This window comes from Bacillus sp. OK048 (assembly GCF_900103525.1).
Taxonomy (GTDB): Bacteria; Bacillota; Bacilli; order Bacillales; family Cytobacillaceae; genus Neobacillus.
Genome location: NZ_FNHN01000006.1, coordinates 130,830 through 145,647, shown reverse-complemented (window position 1 = coordinate 145,647; position 14,818 = coordinate 130,830). Strand labels below are relative to the sequence as shown.

The window sequence follows — 14,818 nt, the reverse complement described above, 5'->3', positions numbered from 1 at the left end:
TTTTTGACTTCCGGTTAGGCTGATAACTTATTTGCAGATTTTTTGTTGTATGTCTTGCGGATGAATGGTACTACCCAGCGGTCAAGACCAATGCGTCCTGCGTTGTATCCAGCTGTTAAGATAATGAAGCCTAAGAAAATGTCAGTCGGGTTATGAGATACTGTTCCTGCTAAGAAGAAGCTGAAGTTCATCACTAGACCAAAGAACATCGCAGCTGTTGTTAAGCATCCAAGTAAAAGACCTAAACCGATTAATGTTTCGCCCCAAGGAACGACGAAGTTGAATAAATCAATGTTTGGTAGGGCAAAGCTTTCTAAGAAGTTAACGTACCAGCTGTAAACCATGTTGCCGTCTGGACCTTTTACTGGATTAGCAATCGCATTTCCTAAATACCCTGATGCGTCGAATCCGCCTGTAATTTTATGAAAACCAGCTGTGAACCATGCGTACCCGAGGTATAAACGAATAACGGTTAGAATAGCTGCTGCGATCTTATTTTCTCTTAAAAATTTGTTAAACATAAAGCATTCCGCCTTTCAAATTTAACTTGGTTTCTATACTTATACTATATTGGATTTCAATGGTTATTAACATGGCTATAGTGTTAAGTTCACAGTTTGTTTGAAATGTTTTGACGAAACAATGAACAGCATATCGTGACTGATTTATGCCATACTATTTATGCGTATATGTTACTTACATAAACACGTAACAAGTGATAGGATAAAAATGAATTACACTCAGTTTTATAAAAAAAGACTAATAAGTGAGGATGAAAAGGATGGAATTAAACAAAGATTGTATGTATTGCATGGAGGATGAAAGACGTGACAACCTGATGATTGAAATTGCAAAGCTGGATGTATCTACAGTCTTTCTTTTTAAAGAACAGACATATACCGGCAGATGCAATGTCGTTTATAAGAATCATGTAAAGGAATTATTTGAGCTTGACCAGCATGAATTAGCCGCGTTCATGAATGACGTAAAGAAGGTTGCGGCTGCAGTAGATAAGGCTTTCCATCCTAGTAAAATTAATTATGGTGCCTACGGAGATACACTACATCACCTCCATATGCACATTGTGCCTAAATACGAAAACAAAGAAAATTGGGGATCCACTTTCGAAATGAACCCTGGGAAAACATACCTAACAGACAATGAATATAGCGAAATGATTGAAACAATAAAAAACGCTTTGTAACACCATTAAACAAAGCATGAATCAAACATGTTGATATCATGCCTTGTTAATTTTTAAATATAAGGCTGTGTTAAAGGTAAATGTTGATTTTATAACTATGTTGATTTTTGCGGAAGGCGCGAGACTCCTGCAGGAGGACGGGGCAGGGGGAGACCCCGCAGGCGCTTCAGCGCCGAGGAGGCTTCCCGGACCGCCTGCGGAAAGCGAAGCGCCTGGAGCACAAATCAACAGCCTTGTTTAACACAGCCAAATATAAAAACTAACTATTGATTAAATAACAGCTCCCACTAACACTTTTACATTTTCTTTTAACAACTGCTGCATATTCCACTAATTCTTCCACACTTTCAAATGCTTGATCCTGATTGGTCACAATCGCAATAGACAATGATACCAGCGCTATTTTTTCTATAACACCCTGCCGATTTTCTGCTATTACGTAATGTTGTGAGAGATGGTTGGGAGTATAAAAGTCAATAATAATCTGATCAAAATCATTAATAAGGGATTCGCAAATAGAACGGATATCATGATGGTCTACTACAGCGATAAAATCGTCTCCACCAATATGTCCTAAAAAAGACCCTTTATTAGTAAAATCTCTTTTAAGAAGCTCTGCTGTAGATTTGAGAAGATTATCCCCTTTTTTAAATCCATATGTATCGTTATAGGCTTTGAAATGGTCTAAATCAAAATATAAAATACTAAACTTTTCCTGATGGATAATTTCTCTTAGTTTTTCTTCAATGGTATGGTTCCCCGGCAGCCTGGTTAAAGGATTTAAAACGCTTGCAAATTCTACCTGAACTTCAACTAATTTCATTAGTAATCTTTGAATACTTACAACTCCGATATATTTATTCTCTTTCGTCACAATGACATAATCGTATCGATCCTTTTCTTCCCTGTCCATTGCTAGTTTGCTTACCTCTGTTATGGATTGAAAGTAATCGACAATGAGAGAATCTGAATTCACGATTAATTCAATCGGTCTCCCCATATAGAGATGGTAACCATATTGAGTTCCCAATTTTTGATAAAAATGTGTCCTTGATATAAGAGAAATAGGGACTTCGTTATTTACGACGACTATTCCTTGTATTCTTGCATTTTCATTAAACAGCCTATCCACAGCACTATTTATTTCAAATTGGGCAATACAAGGCACCTGTTCTACAAGATCACCTATATATGCAATGATTGTTTTCACCCTCTTTCTACTACACTGTTTTTAATAGTAAATTTCTCGGTGAAATTTCATGATGATGAATCGCATACTGCGGGATTATCCCTGGTTTTATTTCCTCTTTTGGTTTACCTAAAGCATATCCTTGACCGTAATGAACTCCTTGTTCACAGAGAAAGGCCAATTCCTCTATTCTTTCTATTCCTTCTGCAATAATTTCCGTAGAGGATTGCTTCGCATAATCAATAATAAGTTTCACCAACTGCTGTTGCTCTCTATTTTGATCAATATTTTGAATAAGTGCTTTATCTAGTTTAATAAATTCAGGCTTTAAATAAATTAATGTTTTTAGACTATTATATCCAGATCCTACATCATCGATGGCAATTCGGAACCCTTGTTCACGATAATTTGAAAGAACCTTTTCAAACATGGCAAACTCTGTAACGGCACTTTTCTCAGTCAATTCAAAAACAACCTGCTTAGGATCAATTCCAAGCCCAGATAATAGTTGAAGTGTTTCTCCACTATGATAATTAGAGTCGAGTAAGACATGGGGGTGAATATTGATAAAAATTAATGAAGTTCTCTCTTGTTTATTCTCTTTGTATCTTTCAATAAAACGTTTAAGCGATAGATTTCTACAAAAACATTCAAAAAAGAATACTTGATTAGATTGTCCGACAAAATCATAAAACGTTTCTGTGTCCGAAAATAGGTTGGTTGCAGCAGGTCGATTTAATGCTTCATATCCTATGGTTTCTCCTGAGTTTAATTTAAGAATGGGTTGAAAAAACGTATCTAACGCTTGATTTTTTATTATTTTTCGTAATTCCTTCAACCTCTTAAAATAGACGATATCATTTTTTCTTCTGTTGATTAGATACATTAGAAAAGAATAAAAGTGGTTAGACCTTAGATTTGAATGTAATTGACTATACATAACTGCACCTACTTTATTTGGTTACTTTATATTTTACTTGTCTAATGTTAAGAGAATGTAAAATTTTGTCGGATTTTACGTTAACTTCAAATAAAAGTAGACAAAATGGCACTTCCCCATAAAAAAAAGGGGTCTAAACGACCACTCTAGAAAAAAATAAGGTTCAACATTAAACATCTTAATGAGATTTTTTATTGCTATTTTTCCACAATGATTTCATCAATTTCTTCACCTAAATGACGGCCAGGCTTGTCCTGAATGCACATGATTCGATCTCCTGCTTTTAAATCAAGAATAGAAACTTCACCTTTCTGCTCTTCAACTAAATAAACGCTGGAGGATTTTTGTAAAGTTGCTGAGATAATTCCCTCTTCACCACGGCATTCTACTCGCATAAACGGTCTTTTTTCTATTTTTACTCTTCCAACTGGGATGGATTTTTCAGCCTCTTCCCCGTTTATTGTTAGTTGTGCCCCGGGGTTAATTTCATGAAGATACAAGGTTTTTCCATGTTGAAATAAATATTGATGAAAGGATCCACAATTAATCCGAAATGGACGTGGGGGATAACCTTCTGAATGGCGGTTTTCTGATAAAACTTTAACATATCCATGACCTGTGTTGCCCACAAACATACCATCCGATTTCTCCAAGATATCCACGAAGTCAACGCAAACCCGCATTCCTTCGCCAATTTCCTTTATTTCAATGACTTCTAAAAATGCATTATTTTCAAGTTCTGTCATATCTGCTCACTCCTAGTCTTCTATTATACTACGCTTCCTTAGGAGAGTTGCAGGGGTTTTTATGAAAAAAAATCCTAGAATAAAGGAAACTATCCTACCTAGTTATCTTATTAGCTTCATAAAAGAATTGAAAAAAAAAACGATTCGAGGGGGAGTCGAATCGTCCTTTTGCTACTACTAGTTATGCTGCTGCTTTTGCTTTGTTCGCGGCCTTCTTGTTGAATGTTTTGCGGATGAATGGTACCACCCAGCGGTCTAAACCAAACTTCCCTGCGTTGAATCCTGCTGTTAAGATGATGAAGCCTAAGAAGATGTCTGTTGGGTTATGAGATACTGTTCCTGCTAAGAAGAAGCTGAAGTTCATCACTAGACCAAAGAACATTGCTGCTGTTGTTAAGCATCCAAGTAAAAGACCTAAACCGATTAATGTTTCGCCCCAAGGAACGACGAAGTTGAATAAATCAATGTTTGGTAGGGCAAAGCTTTCTAAAAAGTTAACGTACCAGCTGTAAACCATGTTGCCGTCTGGACCCTTTACTGGATTAGCAATCGCATTTCCTAAATACCCTGATGCGTCGAATCCGCCTGTAATTTTATGAAAACCAGCTGTGAACCATGCGTACCCGAGGTATAAACGAATAACGGTTAGAATAGCTGCTGCGATCTTATTTTCTCTTAAAAATTTGTTAAACATAAAGCATTCCGCCTTTCAAATTTAACTTGGTTTCTATACTTATACTATATTGGATATCAATGGTTATTAACATGGCTATAGTGTTAAGTTCACAGTTTGTTTGAAATGTTTTGACGGAACTATGAACAGCTGGCATGAGTGTTAGTCCGTCTTTATATATCTTCTAATTTGTTATACTTTAGACGTTATTACAGGATAACTTGTTTTCCACCCTCATGAGTACGAAATGTAGCGAGTTAGGAGGTCGCTTTGGCATAAAACTATCCTAAAATTATTTACCCTTTTTTTAATTTTTCTACTATTTAAATGGTTGTTCACATCACGGCAGAACTATGTTACTATCGGGAAGGTTTTGGTAATTAATGCAGCAATCGTTAACGTAGGAAATGGATCATCATGCCATCCAAACCAATATCTTTAAAAATACATATGAGGTGTATGATGAAAGCACACAAACTAATTCAATCGGAAAACACGAACCTTCTAAAGGACATTGTCGATCTTAAAATAAAACTAAGCAAACTATATAACCAAACGGGACCAAACACTTCCGAGTATGTAAGTTTATCCATCCAACTAAGTAAACGAATGAATGAATATTTTGATGAAAAAGTCGCCCAGCTAAATTAAACTTGAAAAGACCAGCTTAATTTAGCTGGTCTCTTTCTGTTGGTGCATTTTCAACCTACCAATTAGGTTTCATATTAATCGTTTAACTCCCGCATTGACCCAAACACCTTTTCCGAGTGTCTTTCGGTCACTCTAGGCCTCCTTCAATTAATAGTTCAAAACATATATGACTTACATCCTAATCTTTATTTTTTCAACCATGTCCTTTTTGCCTTTTTTCTTCTATATATATGGTGAAAGGGGGCCTAAAATAAAGAAAGGAGTGAAATCTCTTGGAGCAAATGATCCCTATCATTAGTGAGGTAGGATTTCCAATCGTTGTCACCCTCTATTTGCTATACCGGATTGAATCGAAGCTAGATATGGTGGTCCAATCGATTCAAAATCTCCCCGAACGCATGAAGGGCTAAAGACAAACCCTTGTGGTGACCCGTTAATATTAATAGAACCTTAAACCTTTGTTCATAGTTTGTTCATACTTTAGCGGTAAGATAAATACATGAAGAGGACAACCTTTTTTATTCTCTCTTCCATAACCCCCCTTTTATAGATTTCTTTTGGATTCGGCAACTGGCCGAATCTTTTTTTTGCCTTTTTTGGAATGAGGCAATTACCCCTTTTCCTTCTATTTGTTTAACAACCAATCGATTTTACTTGCCAGCAAACTTGAAACGTTTTCATTTAACACTCCCTCTCTTGTATGCGCTGGAGTCAAGCAGCATATCTTTCCCTTTCCATAACGGTGCTTCCAGCCAGCGATCGAATCCCCATCAATTCCCGTACTCCGAAGGTACACTTCTGTATTTGCCTCATCACAAGTAACAAAATAGTGTTCATCAGCAAGGTTAAATGTTTTTTCTTTTTGAATATAGGTAACTTCATGAAGTCCAGGCGGATGATAATCAAAAGCTCCTCGCAACATTTGAGTGTACCTGCTTTCACTTGGATAGCCAGCCAAACCAGCATGCCAGGCTAGGAAACTGCCGCCCGCTTTAACATAGGGTTCGATTTTCTTGTCTAATTCCTCTGTCAACCAGGTGATTACCTGCCTATCTTTTGGGTTAAGTTTGTTCATTTTCGCATTGATGAACAAGTCTGGTTGATTGTCGATTACGTGTGAAACTTCCTGATAGCGAATGTATTGTAGTTCCATTTTATCTTTGATTAATAATCTTGTAATCGCGGCCTCTAAACCAGCCTTTACACCCCTCGCATCATGCCAATAATCCCCAACTAATGCAGCAACTTTTACCATCCCTCACTCATCCCCACAAGTCCAAACTTTTTAAAAAGAAATAATTATCCCGTCTTTACCAGCATAGGTTCCCATTGTGGCGCCCATGTAATTGACGATGATATCCTTTGGGCGGAATCTCTCAATCAATTCCTGTTTCAGAGCTTCAACATCTTCTTCATTTCCCGTATGTGTGATTCCAAAGATAGTTGAAGAAAAATCGGTACCTCTTTCTTGAATCACATCTAGCACTCTCTTTTTGAACTTCTTTTTACCGCGGATCTTTTCAAAAATCTCTACCTTCCCGCCTTCAACTCTTTCTAGCAGCACTTTGATATTGAGAATTTTTGCAAGCGATCCTTGGAACTTGCTAAGTCGGCCGCCCTTCACGATATTCTCCAATGTGTTTAATAAGACTAGTATATTCATATTTTCACGGTATTCCATTAAATCAGCAACTATTTCATCCACCGTATATCCTTGTTGTGCAAGTTCTGCTGCACGGGTAATTTGGAGCCCATGTCCGAGCGAACCCGCCAGTGTATCAAATACAGTAACCTTAGCATCGGACAGGTCCTTTCCAATGCAGGCCGATTGATAGGTACCGCTGAGTCCAGACGAAATCGTAAAACATAGAATTTCCGTATCTGCGCTGAATTGAGAGAACGCTTCAGCAAAGGAGGCAGGCGAGGGCTGTGATGTCCTCGGAAGAGCCTCAGACGACCACATTTTTGCGAAGAATTCCTTTGGGGTAAGATCAACTTTTTCTAAATAATCATGTCCTTCGATCGTAACAGTCAAAGGCACTAAGGTAATATCATATTTTTTGATTAAATCTATGGGTAAATCAGCCGAGCTGTCTGAAACAATCTTAATCATGTTACTCTCCACCTTTAGTACAATTTACTCAATCCAATTATACCAATCGGGATTATTTTTTTGCTAATAAAAAGATTTTGTAAGGTTTTTCCCTGTAAAGGTAATAAAAGTAAAACTGTGGCATTATTGTATTAAAAAGTGACTACAGCATACATATAGAGAAGTGCTATTTTTTAAACATTGTCAATAGTTAATTTGAAGGGAGTTTTCCAACATGCTGCGAATAAAATGGATGATCCAACTTTTTTTAAAAGAGCCTTTGTGGTTTAAACTACTAATCACTTTAACCTTACTCGCCTCGATTACTTTTAGCAGTTCCTTTTTTTCAAACAACCCATTGTATCAAAGTATTAGTAAATTAGCTGCCGCAATCTTTTTCTGCGCTTATGGCTTTAAATTGAAGATGAATCGCAAAATATCAACCATCTTCTTTACTGTAGCGGCTATATGTATATACCTATCTATCATGGCTGTTTATTAGGGGATCTACTATTTTTCATGTTTTGGTGTTCTAAGTTGAAATTTTGGTCAACATGGTGTGTCTGCTATGATAATAATGAAGAACGATTTTAATTGTTAACGCAAGGATGTGAAGCGTAATAATGTATGATGTGATTGTGATTATTGGTATTACCCGGAGATTCTAAAGGGTTTCCAACCAAAGATGAAATTGCTAATTATCTGGAGTAGTACTCCCAGACTTTTGACTTACCAGTTGAATTAAATACGAATGTCCAAAAGGTCTATAAGAAGACTGTCACACAACGCTCCCTTCTCAAAGAACGCCTGCGGAATTACATGAGTTGTCCGAATGCCACACTACTACTTCAGATACGAACTCTTAATTGAAACAAATTCATACAGATAGCAACAAAGTTTAAGAAAAGAGCCTTTTTTTATTTGTATCGAAAAGATCCATTCACCATGCTTTGTAATAAATAGGTATTTTCATCGTTTTATTCTTAAAATCAATCTTTGGAGTTAAGCTATTTGACGTTTTTTTTAATTCAATTACCCCTGCATCGGTAATGCTAAAACGAGCTATATATTCATCATTATTATTAATAATTACAAATTCATCTTTATTTGTAAATAAAGCAAAATTGAATTGCATGATGAGTTTCCAATTGTGAACTAAATTGTATTTATCTAAGGGGATGACTTGTTCTTCCACGGTTATTTCTTCATCTGGCTCTTTTTTTTGTTTATTATCATCCCCTCCAATTACTCCTTCTCCTCTCTTTTCTACTCATATAGATTAACTATGATTGGTTTTGTAACCGAGTGTGGATGTTTGTACCAAAGATAAAAAAAAGAGTCTATTTATCCCCCTGAACACTAGGCATTTTCATTAAATTTGAACCTTTTAATAAATCGATGGATAAAAGGGGTAACTTCTTTAAATAATGGTTTTAATTGTTTAGATGTTGTAACAATCATATCGATAGTTTCCATAAGCAATTCAACATCGATATTATTAAGAATATTTTCTATCTGGTTTTGAGTGGCTTGTGTTCTGGTTGCGGGTTCTATTCCCCTAAAGCCCAGAATCCAATCTTTGTTCCGAAGCGAGCTGTTTTCAAAAGAAGATTGCTCTTTTTTTTCGGACTCGGGCATTATTTTTGAATGATTGTCGCCTTCGTCGTAGGTTTCTCTATGTTTCCTGTTTCCAAACATTAATCTTGAGAAATGGTCGATTTCTCCATTAGGTTTCTGTACCTGTCTATTTTCCATCTCCTCCAATGGCATTATCCTTCTTTCCTGTACTTTTAGATAAACTATGATTGGTTTAGTATCAGAGTGTGGGCGTAGGTACAAAAAATAAAAATGTGGCTGTCAACCAGAATGTGTATACAATTACCCCGCAAAATTTCCACTCAATACTTGTTTCTCATTCTGATTTGTACATAAAAAAGATGCCACAATAGATATTCTATTATTATCTTGTTTTTCATATTTTTCGATCGTTACTTCACACACTATTCTATCTTCCGTAAAAACTGGTCTTAAAAACTCAAAACTCATAGTTCGAGCCAGTACATTGTTATCTCCACCCACTTTTGTAGGTAATGTAGCTGTCAACAACCCTTGTATGACAAGTCTTCCCAGATCATCAGGAGTAGTATGGTGAGCGCCTTCATCACCTGAAACCTTAGTAAACAATTCAACATCTTCTATTGTGAAAGTCCGTTCAAATGTAATGATATCGCCTACATGTAAAGCTATTATTATTTCCCCCTGTATGATTAAATGAAAACTCTCCTCAATTTATTTGTGAGAGTATCTTCAGATGCTGTTGTTCTATATATGCTTTTAAACTATTTAATTATTTATTTTTTTCAATCCAATCAAATTTCCAGTAAACCCTATAAAACCTGTAACTGCAAATACGATGGGAATGATCAATGTATTAACAGGAGATGGAACTTCAACCACTAAACGATAAACACCAAATAGACAAATGATCAGACTTCCTATTAGTCCAATAATCCGTTTTGTTTTATTATCCATATTATTCCCTCCCTTTATATACAATTTCATCTTTCTCTTTTAATTTCCTTCTTTTCCGAACTTCTATATGAAATGCAAGATAGGTAACCCCTAATAATCCTACAATACCAAAAGATATTGCAATAAAATCTTGTTTTGAATAAGTAAAGTTACTAAAACCAATAAACAAATTGATCACTACAAAGACAATTAATAGCAAATGTATATTCTTTGATAAAAATTTCTTCATCACTTTCTCCTCCTTCAAATACCTTCTCATCTTTATCTACATCATACAGTTTTTTGGTATTAATTTGATTCTTCAAATAAAAAAGGTGTCTGTCCCTCAGTAATTTGTCCATTCCTTAATGCATTTGAAGAATAAACCGTTTAACAGGTAAAGGAAAAGGGGTGGATAAATTTGATTAGGCGACAATTTAATAATCAAGGAAATCAGTCTGAGTTTAAAAGTTCTAATAACAAGAATAACAAGAACAACAATAACAACTGACTGTGGAAGAGTTTAATGAAGCAGTAAGGCGACTTGAAAATCTTACCCAAGATAGGGAATTTAACGGCGCTTCATTTTTACCAAATAATGTTTCAAATGTAAAATTATTTACAAGAAATCATAGAAGAGTGGATTAATCTGTCCACTCTTTTTTTGATAATAGATTAAAGTTGGCTTTAGATAAACAACATTAAAAAACATTGGATTGTCCCAATGTTCTTTACTTTCTTCCTAATTATGTTGAATGACCGATTTTAGCGATAAAATCTCTCTTGCCTCATCAGGCGTAGCCAGCTCTTTTCCTACTTCTTTAACTAATCTCTTTGCTTGTTCTACAAACTCTACATTGGATTTCGCCAGTACCCCTTTTTGAATGAAGATATTATCCTCCATCCCTACTCGCAAGTGGCCGCCCAATGCCAACGTTGTCATCATAATCGGAACACTCATTCTTCCAACTCCAAAGGCACCCCAAGTTGTATTTTCTGGGAGCAATCCTTTTAAAAAAATTAAATTCTCAACCGTAGCAGCGATTCCGCCAGGTGCCCCCAGGACAAATTGAACATGCAGAGGCTCTTTTAGAATTCCCTTTTTTACATAATACAAGGCATTATAGAGCATCCCCGCATCAAACACTTCGATCTCTGGTTTCACGTTGACCTTACCCATCTCGGTGCCTAAGCGTTCTAAAAATTTAGGATTGTTATCAAAAACAGTTTCATGTCTCCAATTCATGGTCCCGGCATCAAAGGTTGCTAATTCGGGAAGCAATTCAACAAAGGGACGAATGCGGTCATCTTCATTTAATCCAATCCCACCTGATGATGTAAGGTTAATCACGATATCACAGCGTTCCCGAATTAACGTAACGGTTTCACGGAATTTTTCGATATTCATAGAAGGTGTGCCATCATTCTCACGCACATGTATATGGGCAATCGCTGCTCCTGCTTGGTAACACTTGAACACTTCATCCGCTATTTCTTTTGGTGAATGAGCTAAGTTGGGTGTATCTTCTCTCCTGGTGACAGCACCTGTGGGAGCAACTGTCAGGATTACTTTATTTTTCAAATGGTCCATGCTCAACATTAACACTCCTTCTTATTAATCTAAGATCGCAACTGCCCTCACCCAGCCGGCACTTGCACTCTTTATTTTCACTGGAAAACAGGAAACTTTAAATCCAGTAGGCGGCAATTTTTCTAAGTTTGTTAGTTTTTCAATTTGACAATAGGCCTTTTCAATTCCGGCAAAATGGCCTTCCCAAATGAGGCTTTTATCCTTCGTCTTAGCAAAGTCCTCGGCAATATAGCCAAGCGGCCGATCCCAGCTCCAGGCGTCGGTTCCCATTGTGCGTATTCCTTGATCAATCAGCCACAATGTGACATCTCTGCCCATTCCGCAGCCTGACGTCAAATACTCCTTGGTTCCCCACTTTTTAGAAGCGCCTGTGTGAATTAAAACGATATCGCCTTTTTTCAAGGTATAATTGATTTTTTCGAAATACTGTTGAAAATCTTCAATCGTAGTGGCATACCCATCTGGTTTATCGGAAAAATCTACGACCACACCATCACCATAAAACCACTCTAACGGAACCTCATCAATGGTCCAAGACTTCTCCCCATTATTCATTGTTGGGTGGTAATGCCAAGGGGCATCCACATGTGTTCCGGAATGTGTCGTAAGTTTTACATTTTCTAGTGCCCAAGCCAAACCACCTGGAAGGTCGTCTTTCGTTGCCTTTGGGAAAAAACTTAACATGTAATCGATTTGGTTTTCGTGACTTTGATAATCAATTTCAGGAATCATTTTCGGTGGATCCGACGGAAGATTGCTTTCAATCGCAACACTTAGATCGATAATTTTCATATTGTTCTCCTTCCAAAGAGAGTGCCATGGGGACGGTTCTGCCCATGGCTTCCCATGGTTACCCTAACGTTTCTTTTTGAAGAATCGGTTCTGTCATTTTTTTCAATGCTTGGCCAAATGTAGCGGATGGATTGATGCTTGGATCGAGTTTGCCTTCCCAGTCAAGTTTCTCCCATTCCACTAAATTAACAGAAGTTTCAACGACCAATTTAGACCGTTCGATTCTTTGATTCATAAATTCAGCTAGTAATCTATCGATATCCTTCTCACGGGCAACCAGCTCAGCTAGTACCACAGCATCTTCAATAGCAAGTGCGGCACCTTGCCCTAATTGTGGCGGTGACGAGTGGACAGCATCACCAATGAGCAATACGCGCCCTCTGTACCAAGGTGACGGCATTAAAATTTCCTCATATGGTCGGTAAACAACTTGCTTTGGATCGACAATCTTTTCCCGTAATTCTGCCACAATGCCGCCAAATTCTTTTAAGCGATCACGCATTAACAAGTGTAATTGATCCTCCGGCATATGCGCATCGCGTGCCTCTGGAGAAACAGCTGTAAGATAGATGGAATCTGGACCCATCGGAACGATGACCGCTTTATTTTTTTCACCGTAGACAAGCCCGCCCCATTCAAGGCCTTCTGGTTTAGCCATTGGGTATCTCCAGCCGCCCTGTCCAACAAAATTTGGCTGGAATTCGTCACCAAACACCTTGCTTCTAACCTGTGACCGAATTCCATCTGCACCAACCACTAAATCGTATTCTCCGGAAGTGCCCTCTGTAGATTCTACATACACACAATCTTCCCGATTCTCTATTTTTGAAAAAGTAATCCCCATTTTAACCACAGCACCATATTTAATCGCATGATCGAGTAAAATTTGGTGCAAATCTCTGCGGGAAACTCCATTATTCGCTGGATAGTTATCCGCTCTAGGAGTTGGTACTTCCGTTAAAACATCGCCCTTGGCATTATAAAAACGCCACCCTGGAAATTCACAGCCCTTCGCTAGACATTCATCCGCCACACCTAATACGCCTAATTCCCTTAATTGGTTGGACGCCTGAATAATTCCTACTCCATAAACATTCCACTCACTATTTTTTTCCCATACTTCTGTTTGAACACCCTTTTTTTGCAATGCAATGGCAGTCGATAAACCGCCGATCCCGCCGCCTATAATTAGCACCTTTTTAATTTCTCCCACAGTAACATCCCCTTTTTGCGGAATATTCAAAACCTTCCAAGCAGAATCATACCTTTCGGAACTAAAACACCTATTTACTGCTGACTAACTCGCTCTTTGGAAGCTTCGCATTAAGCTGCTGCTGAATCCAATCAAACAACGGAAAGGCTTGCGTTAGATTATCCGATTGACAGTGAGCTGCACCTGTTTGATCAGCTGTCACAATGTTTAATACTTTTTCACAGGTTAATGCATTGTAGACACGGTAGGCTTGGTCAACATTAGCTTGTTTATCCTCTTCACCATGAAGAACATAGGTAGGACATGTTATTTTTTCAGCTACGCCGCGTAAATTATAATTTTTGAGTTTTTCTCTTGCCTCTGGCATGCTGTCTACACCCATTACATGCTGCAGAATGTTCCCTAACGGATGATCTTCTGCTCTCGTTTTCCACATATCGTTATAATCATAGACTGCACTATAAATCCCACACGCCTTAAACCTTGGTTCAAATGCTGCGATTCGAGCAGCCATATATCCACCCATCGACCAAGCCATGATCGCCATTCGGTCCGAATCAACGGCTGGATGATTCTCAGCCCAATCCGCGACAGCAGAACCTGCCTTCTCAAAATCATAGCGAGAAGCAATATGGTTTAAACGTAAGGCTGCGCCTTGACCTGGACCATCAACCGCAATCAATCCCAACCCACGTTCGTATAGAATTTGAGATAACGCAAAATAAATTTCTTCAGCGGTAGAATCAAGTCCTCCGAACATCACGACAACAGGTGATTTTTCCGCTTGCGAACCACGGCAAAAATAACCCGGTAAAAAAGAATCCTCATAAGGAATTTCGATGATTTCAGGAGGGTTTTCCATCAACTTAGCCCCTTTTCGAAACACGTCAATTCCCTTTACATACGTATCCATTTTCCTTGGATCATCCGGCTGCAAGAAAAATTCACCGAGGCGGGTATAATTAGAAGCACGTAAGAAATGAGCACGCGCTGTAACGAGATTTCCTTGATCAGACGCTTCATGTCCTTGAGCTAAAACCCTGTCACCCAATCTCGTCCATTCTGTGTACCAGCTATCATAATCTCCGAGCGTAATTCGTTCAGCCGCCTGCAAACATTCACTGAAATTACTGCCGCCAAAATTAGAATGCCCAATGATACGTACTAACTGATACGACCACATATAGCTTTCTGGCCAATAATGCCACATAATCGA

Annotated in this window: 20 protein-coding genes; 4 read left to right on the top strand and 16 right to left on the bottom strand. The window is 37.8% G+C overall.

Annotation, left to right across the window (positions count from 1 at the left end):
• Positions 1-14: 14 nt before the first annotated feature.
• Positions 15-521 (bottom strand): DoxX family membrane protein, encoded by a 507-nt coding sequence (locus BLR86_RS12815; RefSeq protein ID WP_090761981.1) that lies wholly within the window; start codon positions 519-521, stop codon positions 15-17.
• 260 nt (positions 522-781) lie between these two features.
• Here BLR86_RS12815 and BLR86_RS12810 point away from each other — a divergent pair, with 260 nt between their 5' ends.
• Positions 782-1,204, top strand: a complete 423-nt coding sequence (locus BLR86_RS12810) for an HIT family protein (protein ID WP_090761979.1) — start codon at positions 782-784, stop codon at positions 1,202-1,204.
• 259 nt (positions 1,205-1,463) lie between these two features.
• Here BLR86_RS12810 and BLR86_RS12805 read toward each other — a convergent pair whose 3' ends face one another.
• The 4 genes from BLR86_RS12805 to BLR86_RS12790 all read right to left on the bottom strand — a co-directional run bounded on the left by BLR86_RS12805 (position 1,464) and on the right by BLR86_RS12790 (position 4,773).
• On the bottom strand, positions 1,464-2,414 hold the full coding sequence (locus BLR86_RS12805; protein ID WP_254782321.1) for a GGDEF domain-containing protein: 951 nt from the start codon (positions 2,412-2,414) through the stop codon (positions 1,464-1,466).
• A gap of 10 nt (positions 2,415-2,424) precedes the next feature.
• The gene (locus tag BLR86_RS12800; RefSeq protein ID WP_090761977.1) at positions 2,425-3,333 is read right to left on the bottom strand and encodes an EAL domain-containing protein; all 909 of its coding nucleotides are present in this window, start codon (positions 3,331-3,333) and stop codon (positions 2,425-2,427) included.
• A gap of 197 nt (positions 3,334-3,530) precedes the next feature.
• Positions 3,531-4,079, bottom strand: coding sequence for a 3-dehydroquinate synthase II domain-containing protein (locus BLR86_RS12795; RefSeq protein ID WP_090761975.1), 549 nt, complete (start codon positions 4,077-4,079; stop codon positions 3,531-3,533).
• A gap of 181 nt (positions 4,080-4,260) precedes the next feature.
• Entirely contained in the window at positions 4,261-4,773 is a 513-nt protein-coding gene (locus BLR86_RS12790) for a DoxX family membrane protein (RefSeq protein WP_090761973.1), read from the bottom strand.
• A gap of 438 nt (positions 4,774-5,211) precedes the next feature.
• Between BLR86_RS12790 and BLR86_RS12785 the strand changes: the two genes are divergently transcribed.
• Both BLR86_RS12785 and BLR86_RS12780 read left to right on the top strand, forming a co-directional pair.
• Positions 5,212-5,403, top strand: a complete 192-nt coding sequence (locus tag BLR86_RS12785) for a hypothetical protein (protein ID WP_139185609.1) — start codon at positions 5,212-5,214, stop codon at positions 5,401-5,403.
• A gap of 272 nt (positions 5,404-5,675) precedes the next feature.
• Positions 5,676-5,813, top strand: coding sequence for a YvrJ family protein (locus BLR86_RS12780; RefSeq protein WP_090761969.1), 138 nt, complete (start codon positions 5,676-5,678; stop codon positions 5,811-5,813).
• A gap of 215 nt (positions 5,814-6,028) precedes the next feature.
• On the opposite strand, the gene BLR86_RS12775 is transcribed toward BLR86_RS12780, so the two are convergent.
• Both BLR86_RS12775 and BLR86_RS12770 read right to left on the bottom strand, forming a co-directional pair.
• Positions 6,029-6,658: a ThuA domain-containing protein gene (locus BLR86_RS12775; RefSeq protein WP_090761967.1), complete on the bottom strand. Its 630-nt coding sequence runs from the start codon at positions 6,656-6,658 to the stop codon at positions 6,029-6,031.
• A gap of 30 nt (positions 6,659-6,688) precedes the next feature.
• A complete protein-coding gene (locus BLR86_RS12770; protein ID WP_090761966.1) occupies positions 6,689-7,516 on the bottom strand; it encodes a DegV family protein in 828 nt (275 codons plus the stop codon).
• A gap of 214 nt (positions 7,517-7,730) precedes the next feature.
• Between BLR86_RS12770 and BLR86_RS12765 the strand changes: the two genes are divergently transcribed.
• Positions 7,731-7,997 (top strand): hypothetical protein, encoded by a 267-nt coding sequence (locus BLR86_RS12765; RefSeq protein ID WP_090761964.1) that lies wholly within the window; start codon positions 7,731-7,733, stop codon positions 7,995-7,997.
• A 438-nt stretch (positions 7,998-8,435) separates the two neighbouring features.
• On the opposite strand, the gene BLR86_RS12760 is transcribed toward BLR86_RS12765, so the two are convergent.
• The 9 genes from BLR86_RS12760 to BLR86_RS12720 form a co-directional block, all read right to left on the bottom strand.
• Entirely contained in the window at positions 8,436-8,690 is a 255-nt protein-coding gene (locus tag BLR86_RS12760; protein ID WP_090761962.1) for a hypothetical protein, read from the bottom strand.
• 164 nt (positions 8,691-8,854) lie between these two features.
• Positions 8,855-9,250 carry a hypothetical protein gene (locus tag BLR86_RS12755; RefSeq protein ID WP_139185608.1) on the bottom strand — a complete coding sequence of 132 codons (396 nt, stop codon included), beginning with the start codon at positions 9,248-9,250 and terminating at the stop codon, positions 8,855-8,857.
• A 123-nt stretch (positions 9,251-9,373) separates the two neighbouring features.
• Complete coding sequence (locus BLR86_RS12750; protein WP_090761958.1) at positions 9,374-9,742, bottom strand: hotdog family protein; 369 nt, start codon at positions 9,740-9,742, stop codon at positions 9,374-9,376.
• Between the two features lie 96 nt (positions 9,743-9,838).
• Entirely contained in the window at positions 9,839-10,027 is a 189-nt protein-coding gene (locus BLR86_RS12745) for a hypothetical protein (protein ID WP_090761956.1), read from the bottom strand.
• A gap of 1 nt (position 10,028) precedes the next feature.
• A complete protein-coding gene (locus BLR86_RS12740) occupies positions 10,029-10,256 on the bottom strand; it encodes a hypothetical protein (RefSeq protein WP_090761954.1) in 228 nt (75 codons plus the stop codon).
• A 492-nt stretch (positions 10,257-10,748) separates the two neighbouring features.
• Positions 10,749-11,606, bottom strand: a complete 858-nt coding sequence (locus BLR86_RS12735) for a beta-keto acid cleavage family enzyme (protein WP_217642383.1) — start codon at positions 11,604-11,606, stop codon at positions 10,749-10,751.
• A gap of 15 nt (positions 11,607-11,621) precedes the next feature.
• Positions 11,622-12,389 (bottom strand): cyclase family protein, encoded by a 768-nt coding sequence (locus BLR86_RS12730; RefSeq protein WP_090761952.1) that lies wholly within the window; start codon positions 12,387-12,389, stop codon positions 11,622-11,624.
• A gap of 58 nt (positions 12,390-12,447) precedes the next feature.
• A complete protein-coding gene (locus BLR86_RS12725) occupies positions 12,448-13,602 on the bottom strand; it encodes an FAD-dependent monooxygenase (protein WP_175492880.1) in 1,155 nt (384 codons plus the stop codon).
• Positions 13,603-13,672: 70 nt separating this feature from the next.
• Positions 13,673-14,812, bottom strand: coding sequence for an alpha/beta hydrolase family protein (locus BLR86_RS12720; protein ID WP_090761947.1), 1,140 nt, complete (start codon positions 14,810-14,812; stop codon positions 13,673-13,675).
• Positions 14,813-14,818: the final 6 nt, after the last annotated feature.

What these genes read in the sequence shown, in the direction of transcription:
- BLR86_RS12795 (WP_090761975.1), bottom strand. Translation starts at nt 4,079, where the DNA reads ATGACAGAACTTGAAAATAATGCATTTTTAGAAGTCATTGAAATAAAG.
- BLR86_RS12770 (WP_090761966.1), bottom strand. Translation starts at nt 7,516, where the DNA reads ATGATTAAGATTGTTTCAGACAGCTCGGCTGATTTACCCATAGATTTA.
- BLR86_RS12800 (WP_090761977.1), bottom strand. Translation starts at nt 3,333, where the DNA reads ATGTATAGTCAATTACATTCAAATCTAAGGTCTAACCACTTTTATTCT.
- BLR86_RS12790 (WP_090761973.1), bottom strand. Translation starts at nt 4,773, where the DNA reads ATGTTTAACAAATTTTTAAGAGAAAATAAGATCGCAGCAGCTATTCTA.
- BLR86_RS12785 (WP_139185609.1), top strand. Translation starts at nt 5,212, where the DNA reads ATGATGAAAGCACACAAACTAATTCAATCGGAAAACACGAACCTTCTA.
- BLR86_RS12815 (WP_090761981.1), bottom strand. Translation starts at nt 521, where the DNA reads ATGTTTAACAAATTTTTAAGAGAAAATAAGATCGCAGCAGCTATTCTA.
- BLR86_RS12720 (WP_090761947.1), bottom strand. Translation starts at nt 14,812, where the DNA reads ATGTGGCATTATTGGCCAGAAAGCTATATGTGGTCGTATCAGTTAGTA.
- BLR86_RS12755 (WP_139185608.1), bottom strand. Translation starts at nt 9,250, where the DNA reads ATGGAAAATAGACAGGTACAGAAACCTAATGGAGAAATCGACCATTTC.
- BLR86_RS12765 (WP_090761964.1), top strand. Translation starts at nt 7,731, where the DNA reads ATGCTGCGAATAAAATGGATGATCCAACTTTTTTTAAAAGAGCCTTTG.
- BLR86_RS12740 (WP_090761954.1), bottom strand. Translation starts at nt 10,256, where the DNA reads ATGAAGAAATTTTTATCAAAGAATATACATTTGCTATTAATTGTCTTT.
- BLR86_RS12775 (WP_090761967.1), bottom strand. Translation starts at nt 6,658, where the DNA reads ATGGTAAAAGTTGCTGCATTAGTTGGGGATTATTGGCATGATGCGAGG.
- BLR86_RS12745 (WP_090761956.1), bottom strand. Translation starts at nt 10,027, where the DNA reads ATGGATAATAAAACAAAACGGATTATTGGACTAATAGGAAGTCTGATC.
- BLR86_RS12810 (WP_090761979.1), top strand. Translation starts at nt 782, where the DNA reads ATGGAATTAAACAAAGATTGTATGTATTGCATGGAGGATGAAAGACGT.
- BLR86_RS12735 (WP_217642383.1), bottom strand. Translation starts at nt 11,606, where the DNA reads ATGTTGAGCATGGACCATTTGAAAAATAAAGTAATCCTGACAGTTGCT.
- BLR86_RS12730 (WP_090761952.1), bottom strand. Translation starts at nt 12,389, where the DNA reads ATGAAAATTATCGATCTAAGTGTTGCGATTGAAAGCAATCTTCCGTCG.